Genomic DNA, 17,174 nt, shown 5'->3' on the forward strand with positions numbered 1-17,174 from the left:
GTGTTCTCCCCTTCATCTCGGCCCGTACGCGATTCGCGCACGGACCAGCGTCGGATCACCCCGCTGCCGTCCCCCGGCTGAGGCCCCCCGGGCTGCTGTCCGCCTGGATACGTCGCCTGCCAACCCTAGGGCCTGGGGGTCGCCCCCACCAGGGGCGCCCCCCCGCGCGTCAAGAGGCGTGTTGGAAGAGGATCACGCCTGGTCTCAGGCGATGCCCGTCTCCTTCAACCGGCGCAACTCCTTCTTCAGGTCCTTGACCTCGTCCCGCAACCTGGCGGCCACCTCGAACTGGAGCGAGGCGGCGGCGGCGTGCATCCGCTCGGTCATCTCCTGGATCGTGTCGGCCAGCTCGGTGGCCGGCCGGCTGCCGCCCTTGGCCCGGGCCGCACCGAGCGCGGGGACCGGGGCCTTGGCCTTCGCGCCGTCCCGGTAGCCGGTGTTCAGCAGCTCCTCGGTGTCCACCTCCTCACGGGCCAGGGTGTCCAGGATGTCGCCGATCTTCTTGCGCAGCGGCTGCGGGTCGATGCCGTGCTTCTCGTTGTAGGCCTGCTGGACGACCCGGCGGCGGTTGGTCTCCTCGATCGCCCTCTCCATCGCCGCGGTGATCTTGTCCGCGTACATGTGGACCTGGCCGGAGACGTTGCGGGCGGCACGGCCGATGGTCTGGATCAGCGAGGTGCCCGAGCGCAGGAAGCCCTCCTTGTCGGCGTCCAGGATCGCCACCAGCGAGACCTCGGGCAGGTCCAGGCCCTCGCGCAGCAGGTTGATGCCGACCAGCACGTCGTACTTGCCGGCCCGCAGCTCGCGCAGCAGCTCCACCCGGCGCAGCGTGTCGATGTCGCTGTGCAGGTAGCGGACCCGGATGTCCAGGCCGACCAGGTAGTCGGTGAGGTCCTCGGACATCTTCTTGGTGAGCGTGGTGACCAGCACCCGCTCGTCCCGCTCGACCCGCAGCCGGATCTCGTGCACCAGGTCGTCGATCTGGCCCTCGGTCGGCTTGACGATCACCTCCGGGTCGATCAGGCCGGTGGGGCGGATGATCTGCTCGACCTGGCCGTCGCCGCGGGACAGCTCGTAGGGGCCGGGGGTGGCCGACAGGTAGACGGTCTGGCCGACCCGCTCCAGGAACTCCTCCCACTTGAGCGGGCGGTTGTCGAGCGCCGAGGGCAGCCGGAAGCCGTGCTCCACCAGGGTGCGCTTGCGCGAGGCGTCGCCCTCGTACATCGCGCCGATCTGCGGGACGGTCACGTGCGACTCGTCGATCACCAGGAGGAAGTCCTCCGGGAAGTAGTCCAGCAGCGTGTTGGGCGCGGTGCCCGGCTCGCGGCCGTCGAAGTGCATCGAGTAGTTCTCCACGCCCGAGCAGCTGCCGATCTGACGGAGCATCTCGATGTCGTAGGTGGTGCGCATCCGCAGCCGCTGGGCCTCCAGCAGCTTGCCCTGCTTCTCCAGCACGGCCAGCCGCTGCGCCAGCTCCTGCTCGATGCCGGCGACCGCGCGCTCCATCCGCTCCGGGCCCGCGACGTAGTGGGTGGCGGGGAAGACGTGGATCGCCTCGTGCTGGCTGATGATCTCACCGGTGAGCGGGTGCAGCGTGTAGAGCGACTCGATCTCGTCGCCGAACATCTCGATCCGCAGCGCCAGTTCCTCGTAGACCGGGAAGATCTCCACGGTGTCGCCGCGCACCCGGAAGGTGCCGCGGGTGAAGGCCAGGTCGTTGCGGGTGTACTGGATGTCGACGAAGCGCCGCAGCAGGGCGTCCCGGTCGATCTCCTCGCCGACGTTCAGCCGCACCATCCGGTCCACGTACTCCTGCGGGGTGCCGAGGCCGTAGATGCAGGAGACCGAGGCGACCACGACCACGTCGCGCCGGGTGAGCAGCGAGTTGGTGGCCGAGTGGCGCAGCCGTTCGACCTCCTCGTTGATCGAGGAGTCCTTCTCGATGTAGGTGTCCGTCTGCGGGACATACGCCTCGGGCTGGTAGTAGTCGTAGTACGAGACGAAGTACTCGACGGCGTTGTTGGGCAGCAGCTCGCGGAACTCGTTGGCGAGCTGGGCGGCCAGCGTCTTGTTCGGCGCCATCACCAGCGTGGGCCGCTGGAGCTTCTCGATCATCCACGCGGTGGTGGCCGACTTGCCGGTGCCGGTGGCGCCGAGCAGGACGACGTCCTTCTCGCCCGCGCGGATGCGGCGCTCCAGCTCGGCGATGGCCGCCGGCTGGTCGCCGTTGGGCTGGTAGGGGCTGACGACCTCGAAGGGCGCCGTGGTCCGCTCAATGTTCGTGATGGGTCGCACGAGACCACCGTACGACCCGGCACCGACAAGCGGAGACGCCCGGCAGGATCCGCAGAAGGCGCTAGCGGGCGGAGTCCCGGGCCAGCGCCACCAGGCGGGAGATCGCCCGCAGGTACTTCTTGCGGTAGCCGCCGGCCAGCATCTCCTCGGAGAAGACCTGGTCGAAGGGGATGCCGGAGGCCGTGATCGGCAGTTCCCGGTCGTACATCCGGTCGGCCAGCACCACCAGGCGCAGCGCCGTGGACTGGTCGGTCACCGGGCAGACCCCGCGCAGGAAGACGGCGTGCACGTCGTCGAGCAGCGCGCCGTACCGGCTGGGGTGCACCACCGAGAGGTGGCCGAGCAGCGCGCCGAAGTCGTCCAGCGCCGCGCCCGGGGTGCCGGCGGCGCGCTCGGCCACCTGCTCGTCGGTGTACGGCGGCGGGGCGGCCGGCAGCCCGCGGTGGCGGTAGTCCTGCCCGTCGATCCGCACCGGGCGGAAGTGCGCGGAGAGCCCCTGGATCTCGCGCAGGAAGTCGGCAGCCGCGAACCGGCCCTCGCCGAGCTTCTCGGGCAGCGTGTTGGAGGTGGCGGCCAGCTTGACCCCGGCCTCCACCAGGCGCGAGAGCAGGGTGGAGACCAGCACGGTGTCGCCCGGGTCGTCCAGCTCGAACTCGTCGATGCAGAGCAGCTTGTGCTCGGAGAGCGTCTGCACCGCCTGCTGGAAGCCGAGCGCGCCCACCAGGTTGGTCAGCTCCACGAAGGTGCCGAACGCCTTGGGACCGGGCACCGCGTGCCAGAGCGAGGCCAGCAGATGGGTCTTGCCCACGCCGTAGCCGCCGTCCAGGTAGACCCCGGCCGGGCCGGTGGGCGCCGCCGCCTTGCGGAACCAGCCGCGCTTGGGGGCCGCCGTCGCGTTCAGACCGGCCGCGAACTCCTCCAGCACCCGCACCGCCTCCAGCTGGCTGGGCTGGGTGGCGTCCGGCAGGTAGGAGCCGAAGCTGACCCCGGCGAACCGCGGCGGCGGGACCATCTCCGCGACCAGCCGCTGCGCCGGGACCACCGGGCGGCGCTCGGTCAGCGCGATGGGGGCACCGGTGACCGTAGCGGTCGCTCCGGTCGCTATGGCTTCGGGGTGGGAGGCTGCGGACACGGTAATAAAGCCTACTGGCCGTGGAAGACTGCCTGGCATGCGCCAGCTGATCCGTCCGTCACACTCCCCGGTCGAACACGCCGACCCCGCCGACACCGAAGGGGCGGCGCTCAGCTCGCTCGCCGAGCTGGCCGAGGTCTACGCCTACCCCGAGTCGGTGCGGTCGGGACGGCCCTGGCTGCGCGCCAACATGGTCGGCTCGCTGGACGGGGCGGCCCGGCTGGCCGGCCTCTCCGAGGGGCTGTCCAGCGAGGCCGACAAGCGGATCTTCGGCGTGCTGCGGGCTCTGTGCGACGTGGTGATCGTGGGCGCCGAGACGGTCCGCGCCGAGGGCTACCGCCCGGCCCGCGCGCGGGCCGACTTCGCCGCCGCCCGCGCGGCGGCGGGGCAGACCCCGGCCCCGGTCATCGCGGTGGTCAGCCGGAGCCTCTCGCTCGACCTGGGCGCCCCGCTGTTCACCGAGCCGCTGGTGCGCACCGTGGTGATCGCGCCGGCGGACGCGCCGGCCGAGGCCCGCGCCGCCGTCGCCGAGGTGGCCGACCTGATCACGGTGGGCCGCGGCGCGGTCGACCTGGTGGCGGCCCAGGCCGCGCTGACCGCTCGCGGCTGGACCCGCCAGCTCACCGAGGGCGGCCCGCGCCTGCTGGGTCAGCTGGCCGCCGCGGGCCTGCTCGACGAGCTCTGCCTGTCGCTGGCACCGCTGCTGACCGCGGGCGCGGCGCCACGGATCATGCACGGTGCGGAAATGGCAGACGCGCAACGGATGCGGCTGGTCTCATTGATCGAGCAGAAAGGTTTCCTCTTCACCCGCTACTGCCGTACCCCCGGGTAACCGTTCCTTGAATCGCCGCTGAACCACCCCTGAACGCACCGGCGTCAGCGGCCCGGTTCGGCGATCACTCCCCCGTGGCCCGAGTGCCACGTGTGCCGCGTGAGGAAAGCTTCCTCCGGGCACTATGGGAGGGGACACCGGACCCCGGGGGCCTGCAACACGGAAGGGACTCTTGTGTTCAAGACCGTACTGATGATCGAAAAGGCGCTCTCCGACGCGGACGTGGAGCTGGTCACCACCCTCCACGGCGAGGAGAAGGTCTCCTTCGTCGTCCTGATGCAACCCCGCGGCAAGCAGGACGAGCTGCTGCGCGCCCTTGACGACGTCGCCCTCGGACACCTGGACAAGGTGGTGCACGAGCACGAGGAGCCGAACGGTGCGGCCGTGGCGGCCGAGTCGCTGGAGCACAGCCTGCGGCACCTGCGCCGGGCCGGCGCCGAGGCGGTGGGCCGGGTGGTGGAGACGGATCCGCTGGACAGCCTGCGCTCGGTGGTCGAGGAGACCTCGGCGGACGAGGTGCTGGTGCTCACCGCGCCGCACTTCGTGGAGGAGTTCTTCCACCGCGACTGGGCCTCCAAGGCCCGGCACAAGGTCGGCGTCCCGGTGCTGAAGCTCTTCGCCAGCGAGGCCTGAGCCGCACCGCCCCCGCGCCCGCGTGGTGCAGAATCGTCCTTGCGGTCCCGGGCAACCACCCGGGCACACCCGGGTCGGCCCCGGGCTCCGCGAGGACGATTCGCCTTCCCAGCTACGGAGAACTCCCTTGAACGACGCCGCCCACGACCTGCACGCCCCGCACTTCATCGGCATCGGCGGGGCCGGCATGTCCGGTCTGGCGAAGATCCTCGCGGTCCGCGGTGCCAAGGTCTCCGGCAGTGACGCCAAGGAGTCCGAGACCGTGCTGGCGCTGCGCGAGCTGGGCGCAGCCGTCCGGGTCGGCCACGCCGCCGAGAACGTGCCGTCCGGCGCCAGCAGCATCGTGGTCTCCAGCGCGATCCGCGCCGACAACCCGGAGCTGGTCGCCGCCCGCGAGCGCGGCATCCCGGTGGTGCACCGCTCCGACGCGCTCGCCGCGCTGATGGGCGGCCGGCGCGCGCTGGCGGTGGCCGGCACGCACGGCAAGACCACCACCACCAGCATGCTGGCCGTCGCCCTGGACACCCTGGGCCTGGACCCCTCCTACGCGATCGGCGGCGACCTGGACGCGCCGGGCAGCAACGCGCACCACGGTGCGGGCGAGATCTTCGTGGCCGAGGCGGACGAGAGCGACCGCAGCTTCCACAAGTACGCCCCCGAGGTGGCGATCATCCTCAACGTGGAGCTCGACCACCACGCCAACTACGCGTCGATGGACGAGATCTACGACTCCTTCGAGACCTTCGTGCACCGCGTCCAGCCCGGCGGCACCCTGGTCGTCTCCGCCGACCACGCCGGTGCCCGCGAGCTGACCGCGCGGCTGGCGGGGCGCGAGGGCCTGCACGTGGTCACCGTCGGCGCCGCCGAGGACGCCACCGTCCGGGTGCTCTCGGTGGTGCCGCGCGGCATGACCAGCGAGGTCACCGTCGAGCTGGACGGCGCCCCGCTGACCTTCACGGTCTCGGTGCCCGGGCGGCACTACGCGCACAACGCGGTCGCCGCGCTGGCGGCCGGCGTCGCGCTCGGCGTCCCGGCGGAGCAGCTGGCCAAGGCGCTCGGCTCGTACACCGGCGTGCGCCGGCGGCTGCAGCTCAAGGGCGAGGCCCGCGGCGTGCAGGTGATCGACTCCTACGCGCACCACCCCACCGAGATGACCGCCGACCTGGAGGCGATCCGGGAGGCGACCGCAGGGCGGGTCCTGGTGGTCTTCCAGCCGCACCTGTTCAGCCGCACCCAGCAGCTGGCCGAGGAGATGGGCCAGGCGCTGGCGCTGGCCGACGCCTCGGTGGTGCTGGACATCTACCCGGCCCGCGAGGACCCGATCCCGGGCGTGACCAGCGGGCTGATCATCGACGCGGCCCTGCGCGCGGGCGCCGAGGTCACCGCCGAGCACGAGTTCGCCGCCGCCCCCGCGGCGGTGGCCGCCCTGGCCCGGCCCGGCGACCTGGTGCTCACCATGGGCGCGGGCGACGTCACCAACCTGGGCCCGGAAATTCTTTCCCGGCTCGCCGCTGTTGCTGTCTGAGCAGCACGGTGCTTGCGGTCCCAAGGCGGTCCAGGACCCGGGAGGAATGACATGAGCTACGAGATCGAGAAGTCCGAGGCCGACTGGCGCGCCCAGCTCAGCCCCGCGGAGTACCACGTGCTGCGCGAGGCCGGCACCGAGCGCCCGTTCGTCGGCGAGTACACCGACACCAAGACGGTGGGCGTCTACAGCTGCCGGGCGTGCGGCAGCGAGCTGTTCAGCTCCGAGACCAAGTTCGAGAGCCACTGCGGCTGGCCCTCCTACTACGCGCCGCTGGCCGAGGACCGGGTCGAGTACATCGAGGACACCACCCTCGGCATGCGCCGGGTCGAGGTCCGCTGCGCGCGCTGCGGCGGCCACCTGGGCCACGTCTTCGAGGGCGAGGGCTACGCGACGCCGACCGATCAGCGGTACTGCATCAACAGCATCTCGCTGACCCTGCGGCCGGCCGAGGGCTGAGCCGGTGGTGGACCGGTTCGGCAGCACAGTGCGACCGAACCGGTACTCCGACACGTCTAGCTGAGCAGAGCCCCGCGCAAGAGCGGGTCCGCATGGCCGGCGTGCGGGTGATCACCAGAGGAACCATCCGAGATGAACGACGAGTTCGAAGAACTCCCCGACGACGAGTTCCGCTTCACCCTCAGTACCGAGCTGGCCGCGCTCACCCCGCCGCCGCTGGGCGACCTGGTCGCCCAGGCCACCTATCTCGGCCGCCGGCAGCGGCGACGACGCACCTTCACCGCGGTCGCCGGTTCGGTGACCGCGGTGGCCGCCATCGCCTCGCTGCTGGCCTTCTGGCCACTGGCGGGCGGTGGCCCGGGCCGGACGGTCCAGCAGCCGGCGGCCGCGGCACCGAGCTCACCGGAGCCCAGCACCTCCGGGCTGGTGCCGGCCGACGGCCCCGCACTGCTGGCCGCCGCGCTGAACGCGCTGCCAATCGGCGGGCAGAGCGGCAACTACACCACCTACAGCGGACCCAACGCCCTGATGACCCGGCTCGACCTGACCACCACGCAGGGCACCGGCCTGGTCCAGGTGACACTCAGTTCGGGTTCGCTCACGTGCGGGAGCACCGCTGACACCGCCTGCGGGACCTCGCCCGACGGCGATCGCTACCAGGTCGTCAAGACGACCGGCAACTGCATCGAGTCGACCCTCGTCACGGTGCAGCGCCCGAACAACCTCCTGGTCTCCATCCAGCTCGGCACCTGCCTGTCCTGGGACCCGCAGAAGCAGGTCAATCCGCCCGGCATCGAGGTCCTGACCGTGGAGCAGGCAATCGCCATGGCCCAGGCACCAGGGTTCGCAACCGAGATGCCCGTCGGCTTCGTCCAAGCCGCCGACGCCAAGTATCCGAACCTGCCCGCCCTTTCCTGACCCGCCGTCAGTCGCCGCGCCCCCGCCAGCCAGGTGGGGCCGCGGCTTCCACGCTCCCGCCCCAGCCCTCATCCCGACCAGGAGCCCGACGGTGCGCAACGAAGCCGAATTCACCGCCTTCGCCGAGGCCAACGCGATCCGCCTGCGGCAGATCGCCTTTCTGATGTGCCGGGACTGGCACCTGGCCCAGGACCTGACCCAGACCACCCTGACCAAGATGTACCTCGCCTGGAACCGGCTGGCCCGCCAGAGCAACGACCCCTTCGGGTACGCGCGCAAGGTGCTGCTCAACTCGCTGCTCGACCACAAGCGGCTGCGCAGCAGCAGCGAGCTGACCGTGGACCAGCTGCCGGACCGCGCGGAGTACGGCGGCGAGCCCACGGCCGAGCGGCTGACCCTGCTCGACGCCCTGGAGCTGCTCCCGCGCCGGGACCGCGCGATCGTGCTGCTGCGCTACTGGGAGGACCAGAGCGTGGAGTCGACCGCCGAGATCCTCGGCCTGAGCACCTCGGTGGTGAAGTCGCAGAGCATGCGCGCGCTGGCCGTGCTCCGCCGCCACCTCGGCGACCGGACCCTGCTGGGCTCCTGAACCGGCCGGATCCGGTCACGATTCGATATCGTGCCCACAGTCTGTTCCCAGCTCGTGCCCAGGGGGTCTAGAACAAGGCCCATGTGGTTGCTCTTCCTGGTCCCGTGCTGCGTCGTCGCGGTGCTCGCCTGTCTGCGCCTGATCCGCGCCGCCGCGGTCGCCGACACCCTGGCGGAGCTGTCGGAGGACGAGATGGACCGGACGGCGATCGGGCTGTACGAGACGGCCTACCTGGCCGGCGGCCCGGACCGGGTGGTGGACCTCGCGCTGGTGCTGATGAGCGGACGCGGCCGGCTGCACCTGGCGCACACCGGCTGGACCACGGTGGTCGACCCGCAGGGCCGCAACCGCCTGGAGCGCGCGCTGATCGAGGAGATCGGGCCCGAGGGGCAGTGCCGCACCGCCGAGCTGCGCGAGGCGCTGACCGAGCATCCGACGGTCGCCGAGATAGGGTCGCGGCTCTCGCTGGCCGGCCTGGCCACGCCGGTGGCGGTCCGGGAGAGCACCCAGCTGGCGGTGCGCCAGGTCCGCCAGGCGCTGCTGCTCTCGCTGGTGCTGCTGCTGGCGGCGCTGACCCTGACCGGGCCGGGCGCCCAGGACACCGGCGCCACCCTGGCCTGGTTCTCGCTGCCGCTGATCCTCACCACCGGGACCCTGCTGATGGCCCGGGTGGACGTGCACCCCTACACCCGCTGGGCGGCGCCGGCCGGCGCCGAGGTGCTGGCACAGCTGCGCCGCCCGCGCCGCTCGGGCGGCGGGGGCGGCGAAGGCGACGCCGAGCGCCGGTTGCTGACCGCCGTGGCGATCGACGGCACCGACGCGGTGCCGGACGCCCGGCTACGGGCGGCGCTGCGCGGCTGAGCTCAGGCGAGGCCGCCCAGCAGCTCGCTGATCGGCTTGCGGCGCCCGGTGTAGAACGGGACCTCCTCGCGCACGTGCAGCCGCGCGCGGGACGGGCGCAGGTCGCGCATCAGGTCCACGATCCGGTGCAGCTCGTCCGCCTCGAAGGCGAGCAGCCACTCGTAGTCGCCCAGCGCGAACGAGGCGACCGTGTTGGCCCGCACGTCGGGGTAGCCGCGGGCCATCTGGCCGTGCTCGGCCAGCATCGCCCGGCGCTCCTCGTCGGGGAGCAGGTACCACTCGTAGGAGCGGACGAACGGGTAGACGCAGACGTACTCGCGGGCGTGCTCGTCGGCCAGGAAGGCCGGGATGTGCGACTTGTTGAACTCCGCGGGGCGGTGCAGCGCCATGTTCGACCAGACCGGCGCCAGCAGGCGGCCAAGGCCCGTGCGGCGGAAGCGGTTGTACGCCTCCTGCAGGTCGTCGGAGGAGGCGGCGTGCCACCAGATCATCAGATCGGCGTCGGCCCGCAGGCCCGAGACGTCGTAACTGCCGCGCACGGTGACGTCCTTGGCGGCGAGCTGCTCGAACAGCTCCTCGACCTCGGCGGCCAGCGCGGCGCGGTCCTCGGGGAGCGCGTCCTTGAGGCGGAACACCGACCACATGGTGTAGCGGATGACCTGGTTGAGGTCCCGGGCCTTCTTCTTCTGCGGCGTCTGCTCTGCGGTATCGGTCATGCCCTCATTGTCCCTTCCATGCCTGGAACTCCTGATTGCGGGGTCGTCAGCTCGTCGGCGGCCCGCCGGGCACTGGCCACGCAGGCCGGGATGCCCACCCCGTCGTAGGCCGCGCCGGCCAGTGCCAGGCCGCCCAGGCAGCGGGCGGCGGCCCGGATCCGGGCGACCCGGTCCTGATGGCCCACCGGGTACTGCGGCAGCCCGGCGCGCCAGCGGGTCACGGCGCTCGCGTACGGGCGGGCGGTCAGGCCCACGGCCGCGCGCAGGTCGGTGAGCGAGCGCTCGACGAGTTCGGCGTCGTCGAGGTCCAGCGCGGCCTCGTCCCGGTAGCGGCCCAGTGAGGTGCGCAGCACGAAGGCCTCCGGCGCCGAGCGCTCCAGCCAGCCCCACTTCTGGCTGGAGAAGGTGGCGGCCTTGATCGAGCGGCCGTCCACCGGGGGGACCAGGAAGCCGCTGCCGGGCGGCGGGCCGGGCAGCTCGGCGCGCCGGAAGGCGAGGGTGACCAGCGCCATCCCGGCGTACTCCACCCCGGCCAGCTCGGCCGCGGCGGCCGGGGCCTCGGCGGCCAGCAGCGCGGCGGCCGCGGGGGCGGGCACGGCCAGCAGCACCGCGTCGGCCTCGATGACGCCGTCGGCGGTGACCACCTGCCAGCCGGTGGCGGTGCGCCGCAGCGCGCTGACGGCCGTGCGCAGCCGCAGCTCCACCCCGGCCCGCTCGCAGGCGGCGGCGACCGCGGTGGGCAGCGTGCCGATCCCGCCGCGCAGGCCCTGGAAGACCGGGCCGCCAGCCTGCGGGCGGGCCAGCAGCGCGTGCACGCCGGCCACCAGCGAACCGCCGCCCTGGGCGATGGCGAGCAGTTGCGGCACCGCGGCGCGCAGCGAGATCTCCTCGGCCCGGCCCGCGTAGACGCCGCCGAGCAGCGGCTCGACCAGCCGGTCCACCACCTCCTGGCCGAGCCGCTCGGCCACGTACGCGCCGATCGCCACGTCCTCGCCGACACCGTGCGCCGTCGCGGGTTCGGCCGCGGCCCGGGCCAGGCCCTCGGGGGTGAGCACCCCGGAGGCGGCCAGCGCCGCGAGGTCACCGGGGACGCCCATAAGCTGGCCGCCGGGCAGCGGGTGCAGTGCACCGCGGGTCCAGACGGCGGCCTTGGCGGTGCTGGGCGGTTCCAGGAAGTCGGCCAGGCCGACTTCCCGCGCGAGTTCGACGGCCTCGGGGCGGCGGGCCAGCACCGACTCGGCGCCGAGGTCCACCTGGACCCCGCCGACCTCACCGGTGAGCAGCTTGCCGCCGACCCGCTCGCCGGCCTCCAGCAGCGTGACCGCCGCCCGGGCCGGCCCGCCGGCCGCGCCGCCGAGGTGGGCGGCCGCGGCCAGGCCCGCGATGCCGCCGCCGATCACAACGACCTTCGGTAGTGCTTCTGCCATGTCCCGCAGTCTCGCAGAGGGCGGGCGGCCGCCGACCGGCCGCCCCACCACAGGTCAGCGCGCGCTGGCCTCGTGCACGAAGGCGACCAGCCGGGTCAGCGCGTCCGGGTCCATGCTCGGCAGCACGCCGTGGCCGAGGTTGAAGATGTGGCCGCTGGTGCCGAGCGCGTTGGCCGCGTGCAGCACCTCGCGGGCCTTGGTCTCCACCACCTTGGTCGGCGCGAAGAGCACCGCCGGGTCGAGGTTGCCCTGCAGCGCCTTGCCCGGGCCCACCCGCTCGGAGGCCACGTTCAGCGGGACCCGCCAGTCCACCCCGACCACGTCGGCGCCCGCCTCGCCCATCAGGCCGAGCAGCTCGCCGGTGCCGACCCCGAAGTGGATCCGCGGCACACCGAGGTCGGCGACCGCGTCGAAGACCTTGGTGCTGGCCGGCATGACCGAGCGCCGGTAGTCGTCCGGGGCGAGCGAGCCGACCCAGGAGTCGAAGAGCTGGACCGCCGAGACGCCCGCCGCGATCTGCACCTTGAGGAAGCCCGCGGTGATCACGGCGAGCCGGTCCACCAGCTCGGCCCACAGCTCGGGGGCGCCGTACATCATCGCCTTGGTGCGCTCGTGGTTCTTCGAGGGGCCGCCCTCGACCAGGTAGCTGGCCAGCGTGTACGGCGCACCGGCGAAGCCGATCAGCGGGGTGGCGCCCAGCTCGGCGACGAGCAGGCCGACCGCCTCGGTGACGTAGGGGACGTCGTCCGGCTCCAGCGGGCGCAGCCGCTGCAGGTCGGCCGCGGTGCGGATCGGGTCGGCGATGACCGGGCCGACGCCGGGCTTGATGTCCACGTCGATGCCGACCGCCTTGAGCGGCACCACGATGTCGCTGAAGAAGATCGCCGCGTCCACCTTGTGCCGGCGCACCGGCTGCAGGGTGATCTCCTTGACCAGCTCGGGCCGCATGCAGGAGTCGAGCATCGCGATGCCCTCGCGGACCTTCAGGTACTCGGGCAGCGAGCGGCCCGCCTGGCGCATGAACCAGACCGGGGTGTGCTCCACCGGCTCGTGCCGGCAGGCTCGCAGGAAGACGGAGTCGTGGGCCGGGCCGTGCTCGGCGGACGGGGCTGCGGGGGTCGGCACGGCAGGCTGGGCTGCGGTCTTCTCAGTCACGCCGCCATACTCCCACGCGCACCTTTGATCACCGCCGCGGCCCACTGGTGCGATCCTCCAGGGGCTTCGGCCCGGCAGGGCACGGCCACCGGTGCCGGGTCTGCGTGCCGCTCCGCCGGGAACTGTCGGACAGGGCCTAGTCTTCAGCTCATGGCAGCGGTCGGCGGGAACCACGCACAGCAGGGCGGAACGAGCAAGGAGTCGGCGCCGGTCGGGTTCCGCAGCGCCGTCGAGGCGCTGACGGCCGTTCGGCCGCGCCCCGAGGTGCGCCTGTCCGCCACCCCGGCGCCGCGGCGGCTGGCCCCGTTCAGCTGGGCGGTCACGGCCGAGGTGGAGGTGGAGGGCGAGGAGCTGGCGGACGGCCGGTTCGTCCTGCTGCACGACCCGGCCGGGCAGGAGGCCTGGCAGGGCGAGTTCCGGGTGGTCACCATGACCAGGGCCGAGCTGGAGCCGGAGATCGCCGGCGACCCGATGGTCGGCGAGGTGGGCTGGGCCTGGCTGATGGACGCGCTGCAGACGCACGGCGCGGGCTTCACCGCCCCCGGCGGCACGGTGACCAGGTGCGCTTCGCAGTACTTCGGCGCGCTGGCCGAGCGGCCCTCCTCCACCGAGATCGAGCTGCGTGCCTCCTGGACGCCCACCGGCGGCCGGTTCGAACGGCACCTGACGGCCTGGGCCGATCTGCTCTGCGTCTGCGCGGGGCTGCCGCCGAGCCCGCCCGCGCCCCTGTCGACGTCCGACGCGCCGTCACTCGGCGGAGTGGTCCCGATGCCGGCCCGACGGCGGCCCCGCTCACACTGAAGGCTGACGGGGCCTCACCGCCCCGTCGCCGACCCGCCGATCCCCACGGCGGGCCATTGGCCTGCTCAGAGCCTCGCGGGCGGCACCACGCCGCCGCACAGGCCGTCAACCGATCACCGTCGAGTGACCTTTTCCTCCGGTTTGCGATCGATTTATACCGTCCTGATGGCATGTCGGATCATTCGCCCGAGCGATTTGTCCGTATTGTGACTCACTAGATCGTGATCATTCGCTAAAGCCGGGCACGGATGATGCCGAAGCAGTCTGTGACCCTTTCCACACGCGGAACACTCCGACTCCTTCGCCCATCGGGGTTCCGTCCGCCACTCCCCTCAGGAGGCACGGTGTCGGTCCTGCTAGAGCACCCCGCTAACGTGGTCGCCTACCGCCCGACCAAGCCCACGGCGATGGTGGTGATCGCCGACCCCCGGGTCCGCAACACCGTCACCCGCCATCTGTGGGCGCTCGGCGTGCGTGACGTCATCGAGGTCTCCTCGATCGCCGAGGCCCGCCCCCGGGTCTCCACACCCCGCGACATCTGCGTGGCCGATGTCCACCTGCCGGACGGCTCGGGGCTCACCATCCTGGCCGAGACCCGCGCCGCGGGCTGGCCCAACGGCCTGGCCCTGTCGGCCGCCGACGACATCGGCGCGGTGCGCAGCGCGCTGGCCGGCGGCGTCAAGGGCTACGTGGTCACCGGGACCAGGACCAACGTCGCGATGCCGGGCCGCCCCGGTCTGCCGCTGGGCGCGGCGGGCCTGGCCGGCCGGATGCGCCGCCCCGGCATGCCGGGCACCCCCGGCCACCTGGGCGCTCCCGGGGCCGGCGGTGCGCCCGGCGCCCCCGGCACCCAGCCCGCCGCCTACCGCGAGCTGTCGGGGCGCGAGGTCGAGGTGCTGCGGCTGGTGGCCGAGGGCCAGTCGAACAAGGCGATCGGCGTGGCCATGGGCCTGTCCGCGCTCACCGTGAAGAGCCACCTGGCCCGGATCGCCCGGAAGCTGGGCACCGGCGACCGGGCCGGCATGGTCGCCGTCGCGTTGCGGACCGGCATCATCCACTGAGTGACCGCGTGGCGGTCCGGAGGAACGTTTCATCCGGGCCGCCACTGGCATTCGGCCAGGTCCCAACCACCGCCGACCAGGGTCCCGCCGGCGGGGCTCGTCGTACCCTTGGTGGGTGACCGACGCCGCAGAAGCCATCGCCCTAGAGACCACCCCGGTGCCGCTGCTCGAACCGCGGGAGGGCCTGCCACCAGTGGTGGCGGACGAGACGGCGCTGGCCGCGGTGGTCGAGGCCTTCGCGGCGGGCACCGGCCCCGTCGCCGTCGACGCCGAGCGGGCCTCCGGCTACCGCTACGGCCAGCGCGCCTACCTGATCCAGCTGCGCCGGGCCGGCGCCGGCACCGCCCTGATCGACCCGATCGCCTGCCCCGACCTGAGCGCCCTCGGCGCGGCCCTGGCGGACGCGGAGTGGGTGGTGCACGCCGCCACCCAGGACCTGCCCTGTCTGGCCGAGGTCGGCATGCGCCCGGCCCGGCTCTTCGACACCGAACTCGCGGGCCGGATCGCCGGTTTCGCCCGGGTCGGCCTCGGGCCGATGACCGAGAGCGTGCTCGGCTACACGCTGGCCAAGGAGCACTCGGCGGTGGACTGGTCCACCCGCCCGCTGCCCGAGCCCTGGCTGCGCTACGCGGCACTGGACGTCGAGGTGCTGGTCGAGCTGCGTGACGCGCTGGAGCAGGAGCTGACCGGCCAGGACAAGCTCGACTGGGCGCTGGAGGAGTTCGCCGCGATCGCCGCCGCCCCGCGTCCCACCCCCCGGGTCGACCCCTGGCGGCGGACCTCCGGGCTGCACAAGGTGCGCCGGCGCCGCCAGCTCGCGGCCGTGCGGGAGCTGTGGCAGGCCCGGGACAAGCAGGCCCAGGAGCGCGACGTCTCGCCGGGCCGGGTGCTCTCGGACGCCGCGATCGTGGCCGCCGCGCTGGCCATGCCGACCAGCGTGCCGGTGCTGCAGAGCGTCCAGGGCTTCGGCCCCCGGGTGCACCGCCGCCAGCTGGAGCTGTGGCTGGCCGCGCTCGACCGGGCCCGGGCGATCCCCGAGGCCCAGCTGCCGCCCGCCGCCGCGCCGCACGAGGGCCCGCCGCCGCCGCGCGCCTGGGCCGACAAGGACCCGGTGGCCGCCGCCCGGCTCGCCGGGGCCAAGGCCGCCGTCGCCGAGCTGGCCGAGCAGCGCAACCTGCCCACCGAGAACCTGATCACCCCCGACCTGGTCCGCCGGGTCTCCTGGGAGCCGCCCGCCGAGGCCGGCGCCCCGGCCGTGGCCCGGGCGCTGACCGCGCTGGGCGCCCGGCACTGGCAGGTCGAACTCGTCGCACCGGTGATGGCCGAGGCCTTCCGGGCGGCGACCGAGGGCGCGCAGTAGGCAGCCGCCCGGGCCGGCCGCGCAAGGTGCACGGAGAGACATCCGCCCACGTGGCGCGGGACACACCCGCCCCACCGGACCCGGCCCTGGGCAAGTTGGTTACCGACCAGTAGCATGGCGGTGAAGCAGCGCTGCCTCGTGAGAGCGCGCGTCTGCGCACCATGCCATGTCCCCTGGGAGGAGAGCCCCCGTGCCTCGTACCGCGAGGGACGTCGTCTTTGTCGACGGCGTCCGCACCCCGTTCGGCAAGGCCGGCCCGAAGGGCATCTACCACGAGACCCGTGCCGACGACATGGTCGTCAAGTGCATCCGGGAGCTCGTGCGCCGCAACCCGAACCTGCCCGTCGAGCGCATCGACGAGGTGGCCGTGGCCGCCACCACGCAGATCGGCGACCAGGGGCTGACCATCGGCCGCACCGCCGCCCTCCTCGCCGGCCTGCCGAAGTCGGTCCCCGGCTACGCGATCGACCGGATGTGTGCCGGCGCGCTGACCGCCGTCACCACCACCGCCGGCGGCATCGCCTTCGGCGCCTACGACGTCGTGGTGGCCGGCGGTGTCGAGCACATGGGCCGCCACCCGATGGGCGAGGGCGTGGACCCGAACCCGCGCTTCGTCTCCGAGAAGCTGGTCGACGAGTCCGCCCTGTTCATGGGCATGACCGCGGAGAACCTGCACGACCGCTTCCCGCACCTGACCAAGGAGCGGTGCGACGCCTACGCCGTGCGCTCCCAGGAGAAGGCGGCCAAGGCCTACGCCAACGGCGACATCCAGCCCGACCTGGTGCCGATCACCGTCCGCAACACCAACCCCGAGGTCGGCGAGACCGGCTGGGGCCTGGCCACCGTGGACGAGCCGCTGCGCCCGGGCACCACGATGGAGTCGCTGGCGAACCTCAAGACCCCCTTCCGCCCGCACGGCAACATCACCGCGGGCAACTCGGCCGGTCTCAACGACGGCGCGACCGCCTCGCTGCTGGCCGCCGAGGACGTGGCCGAGGAGCTCGGCCTGCCGATCAAGATGCGCCTGGTCTCGTTCGCCTTCGCCGGCGTCGAGCCCGAGGTGATGGGCATCGGTCCGGTGCCGGCCACCGAGAAGGCGCTGGCCAAGGCCGGTCTGACGATCGATGACATCGGCGCGTTCGAGGTCAACGAGGCGTTCGCCGTGCAGGTCCTCTCCTTCCTGGACCACTACGGCATCGCGGACGACGACGAGCGGGTCAACCCGTTCGGCGGCGCGATCGCCTTCGGCCACCCGCTGGCCTCCTCCGGCGTGCGCCTGATGAACCAGCTGGCCCGCCGCTTCGAGCAGCGCCCGGACGTCCGCTACGGCCTGACCACGATGTGCATCGGGTTCGGCATGGGCGGGACCATCATCTGGGAGAACCCGCACTTCGAGGGTGGTAAGTGATC

The 17,174-nt window shown here is 72.9% G+C and carries 16 protein-coding genes; 11 read left to right on the plus strand and 5 right to left on the minus strand.

Going from position 1 to position 17,174, the window contains the following annotated elements:
- Positions 1-204: 204 nt before the first annotated feature.
- The gene (gene uvrB / locus OG500_RS12870; protein ID WP_327066704.1) at positions 205-2,295 is read right to left on the minus strand and encodes an excinuclease ABC subunit UvrB; all 2,091 of its coding nucleotides are present in this window, start codon (positions 2,293-2,295) and stop codon (positions 205-207) included.
- 61 nt (positions 2,296-2,356) lie between these two features.
- Complete coding sequence (gene zapE, locus OG500_RS12875) at positions 2,357-3,427, minus strand: cell division protein ZapE (protein WP_327066705.1); 1,071 nt, start codon at positions 3,425-3,427, stop codon at positions 2,357-2,359.
- Positions 3,428-3,464: 37 nt separating this feature from the next.
- Between zapE and OG500_RS12880 the strand changes: the two genes are divergently transcribed.
- From OG500_RS12880 to OG500_RS12910, 7 genes are all read left to right on the plus strand, one after another.
- On the plus strand, positions 3,465-4,259 hold the full coding sequence (locus tag OG500_RS12880) for a pyrimidine reductase family protein (protein WP_327066706.1): 795 nt from the start codon (positions 3,465-3,467) through the stop codon (positions 4,257-4,259).
- 174 nt (positions 4,260-4,433) lie between these two features.
- Entirely contained in the window at positions 4,434-4,892 is a 459-nt protein-coding gene (locus tag OG500_RS12885; RefSeq protein ID WP_327066707.1) for an indole-3-glycerol phosphate synthase, read from the plus strand.
- Between the two features lie 127 nt (positions 4,893-5,019).
- Entirely contained in the window at positions 5,020-6,417 is a 1,398-nt protein-coding gene (gene murC, locus OG500_RS12890) for a UDP-N-acetylmuramate--L-alanine ligase (protein ID WP_327066708.1), read from the plus strand.
- A gap of 51 nt (positions 6,418-6,468) precedes the next feature.
- Positions 6,469-6,876 carry a peptide-methionine (R)-S-oxide reductase MsrB gene (msrB, locus tag OG500_RS12895; protein WP_327066709.1) on the plus strand — a complete coding sequence of 136 codons (408 nt, stop codon included), beginning with the start codon at positions 6,469-6,471 and terminating at the stop codon, positions 6,874-6,876.
- Between the two features lie 132 nt (positions 6,877-7,008).
- Positions 7,009-7,794 carry a hypothetical protein gene (locus OG500_RS12900; protein WP_329579882.1) on the plus strand — a complete coding sequence of 262 codons (786 nt, stop codon included), beginning with the start codon at positions 7,009-7,011 and terminating at the stop codon, positions 7,792-7,794.
- A gap of 91 nt (positions 7,795-7,885) precedes the next feature.
- Positions 7,886-8,383 carry a SigE family RNA polymerase sigma factor gene (locus tag OG500_RS12905; RefSeq protein WP_327066711.1) on the plus strand — a complete coding sequence of 166 codons (498 nt, stop codon included), beginning with the start codon at positions 7,886-7,888 and terminating at the stop codon, positions 8,381-8,383.
- 81 nt (positions 8,384-8,464) lie between these two features.
- Positions 8,465-9,244, plus strand: a complete 780-nt coding sequence (locus tag OG500_RS12910) for a TIGR04222 domain-containing membrane protein (protein ID WP_327066712.1) — start codon at positions 8,465-8,467, stop codon at positions 9,242-9,244.
- Positions 9,245-9,246: 2 nt separating this feature from the next.
- Here OG500_RS12910 and hemQ read toward each other — a convergent pair whose 3' ends face one another.
- From hemQ to hemE, 3 genes are read right to left on the minus strand one after another with little or no spacing between them, the layout of a single operon-like run.
- The gene (gene hemQ, locus OG500_RS12915; RefSeq protein ID WP_327066713.1) at positions 9,247-9,960 is read right to left on the minus strand and encodes a hydrogen peroxide-dependent heme synthase; all 714 of its coding nucleotides are present in this window, start codon (positions 9,958-9,960) and stop codon (positions 9,247-9,249) included.
- Complete coding sequence (gene hemG / locus OG500_RS12920; protein ID WP_329579886.1) at positions 9,957-11,387, minus strand: protoporphyrinogen oxidase; 1,431 nt, start codon at positions 11,385-11,387, stop codon at positions 9,957-9,959. The genes hemQ and hemG overlap by 4 nt, the downstream gene beginning before the upstream one ends.
- Before the next feature lie 54 nt (positions 11,388-11,441).
- Positions 11,442-12,512 (minus strand): uroporphyrinogen decarboxylase, encoded by a 1,071-nt coding sequence (gene hemE / locus OG500_RS12925; protein WP_327071537.1) that lies wholly within the window; start codon positions 12,510-12,512, stop codon positions 11,442-11,444.
- 180 nt (positions 12,513-12,692) lie between these two features.
- Between hemE and OG500_RS12930 the strand changes: the two genes are divergently transcribed.
- From OG500_RS12930 to OG500_RS12945, 4 genes are all read left to right on the plus strand, one after another.
- Entirely contained in the window at positions 12,693-13,343 is a 651-nt protein-coding gene (locus tag OG500_RS12930; RefSeq protein WP_327066715.1) for a DUF3000 domain-containing protein, read from the plus strand.
- Positions 13,344-13,687: 344 nt separating this feature from the next.
- Positions 13,688-14,404: a response regulator transcription factor gene (locus OG500_RS12935; RefSeq protein WP_327066716.1), complete on the plus strand. Its 717-nt coding sequence runs from the start codon at positions 13,688-13,690 to the stop codon at positions 14,402-14,404.
- Between the two features lie 115 nt (positions 14,405-14,519).
- On the plus strand, positions 14,520-15,764 hold the full coding sequence (locus OG500_RS12940; protein ID WP_327066717.1) for an HRDC domain-containing protein: 1,245 nt from the start codon (positions 14,520-14,522) through the stop codon (positions 15,762-15,764).
- Positions 15,765-15,954: 190 nt separating this feature from the next.
- Positions 15,955-17,172 (plus strand): thiolase family protein, encoded by a 1,218-nt coding sequence (locus OG500_RS12945; RefSeq protein ID WP_327066718.1) that lies wholly within the window; start codon positions 15,955-15,957, stop codon positions 17,170-17,172.
- The last annotated feature ends 2 nt before the right edge of the window (positions 17,173-17,174 follow it).

Source organism: Kitasatospora sp. NBC_01250, assembly GCF_036226465.1.
In the GTDB taxonomy this organism is placed as follows: Bacteria; Actinomycetota; Actinomycetes; order Streptomycetales; family Streptomycetaceae; genus Kitasatospora.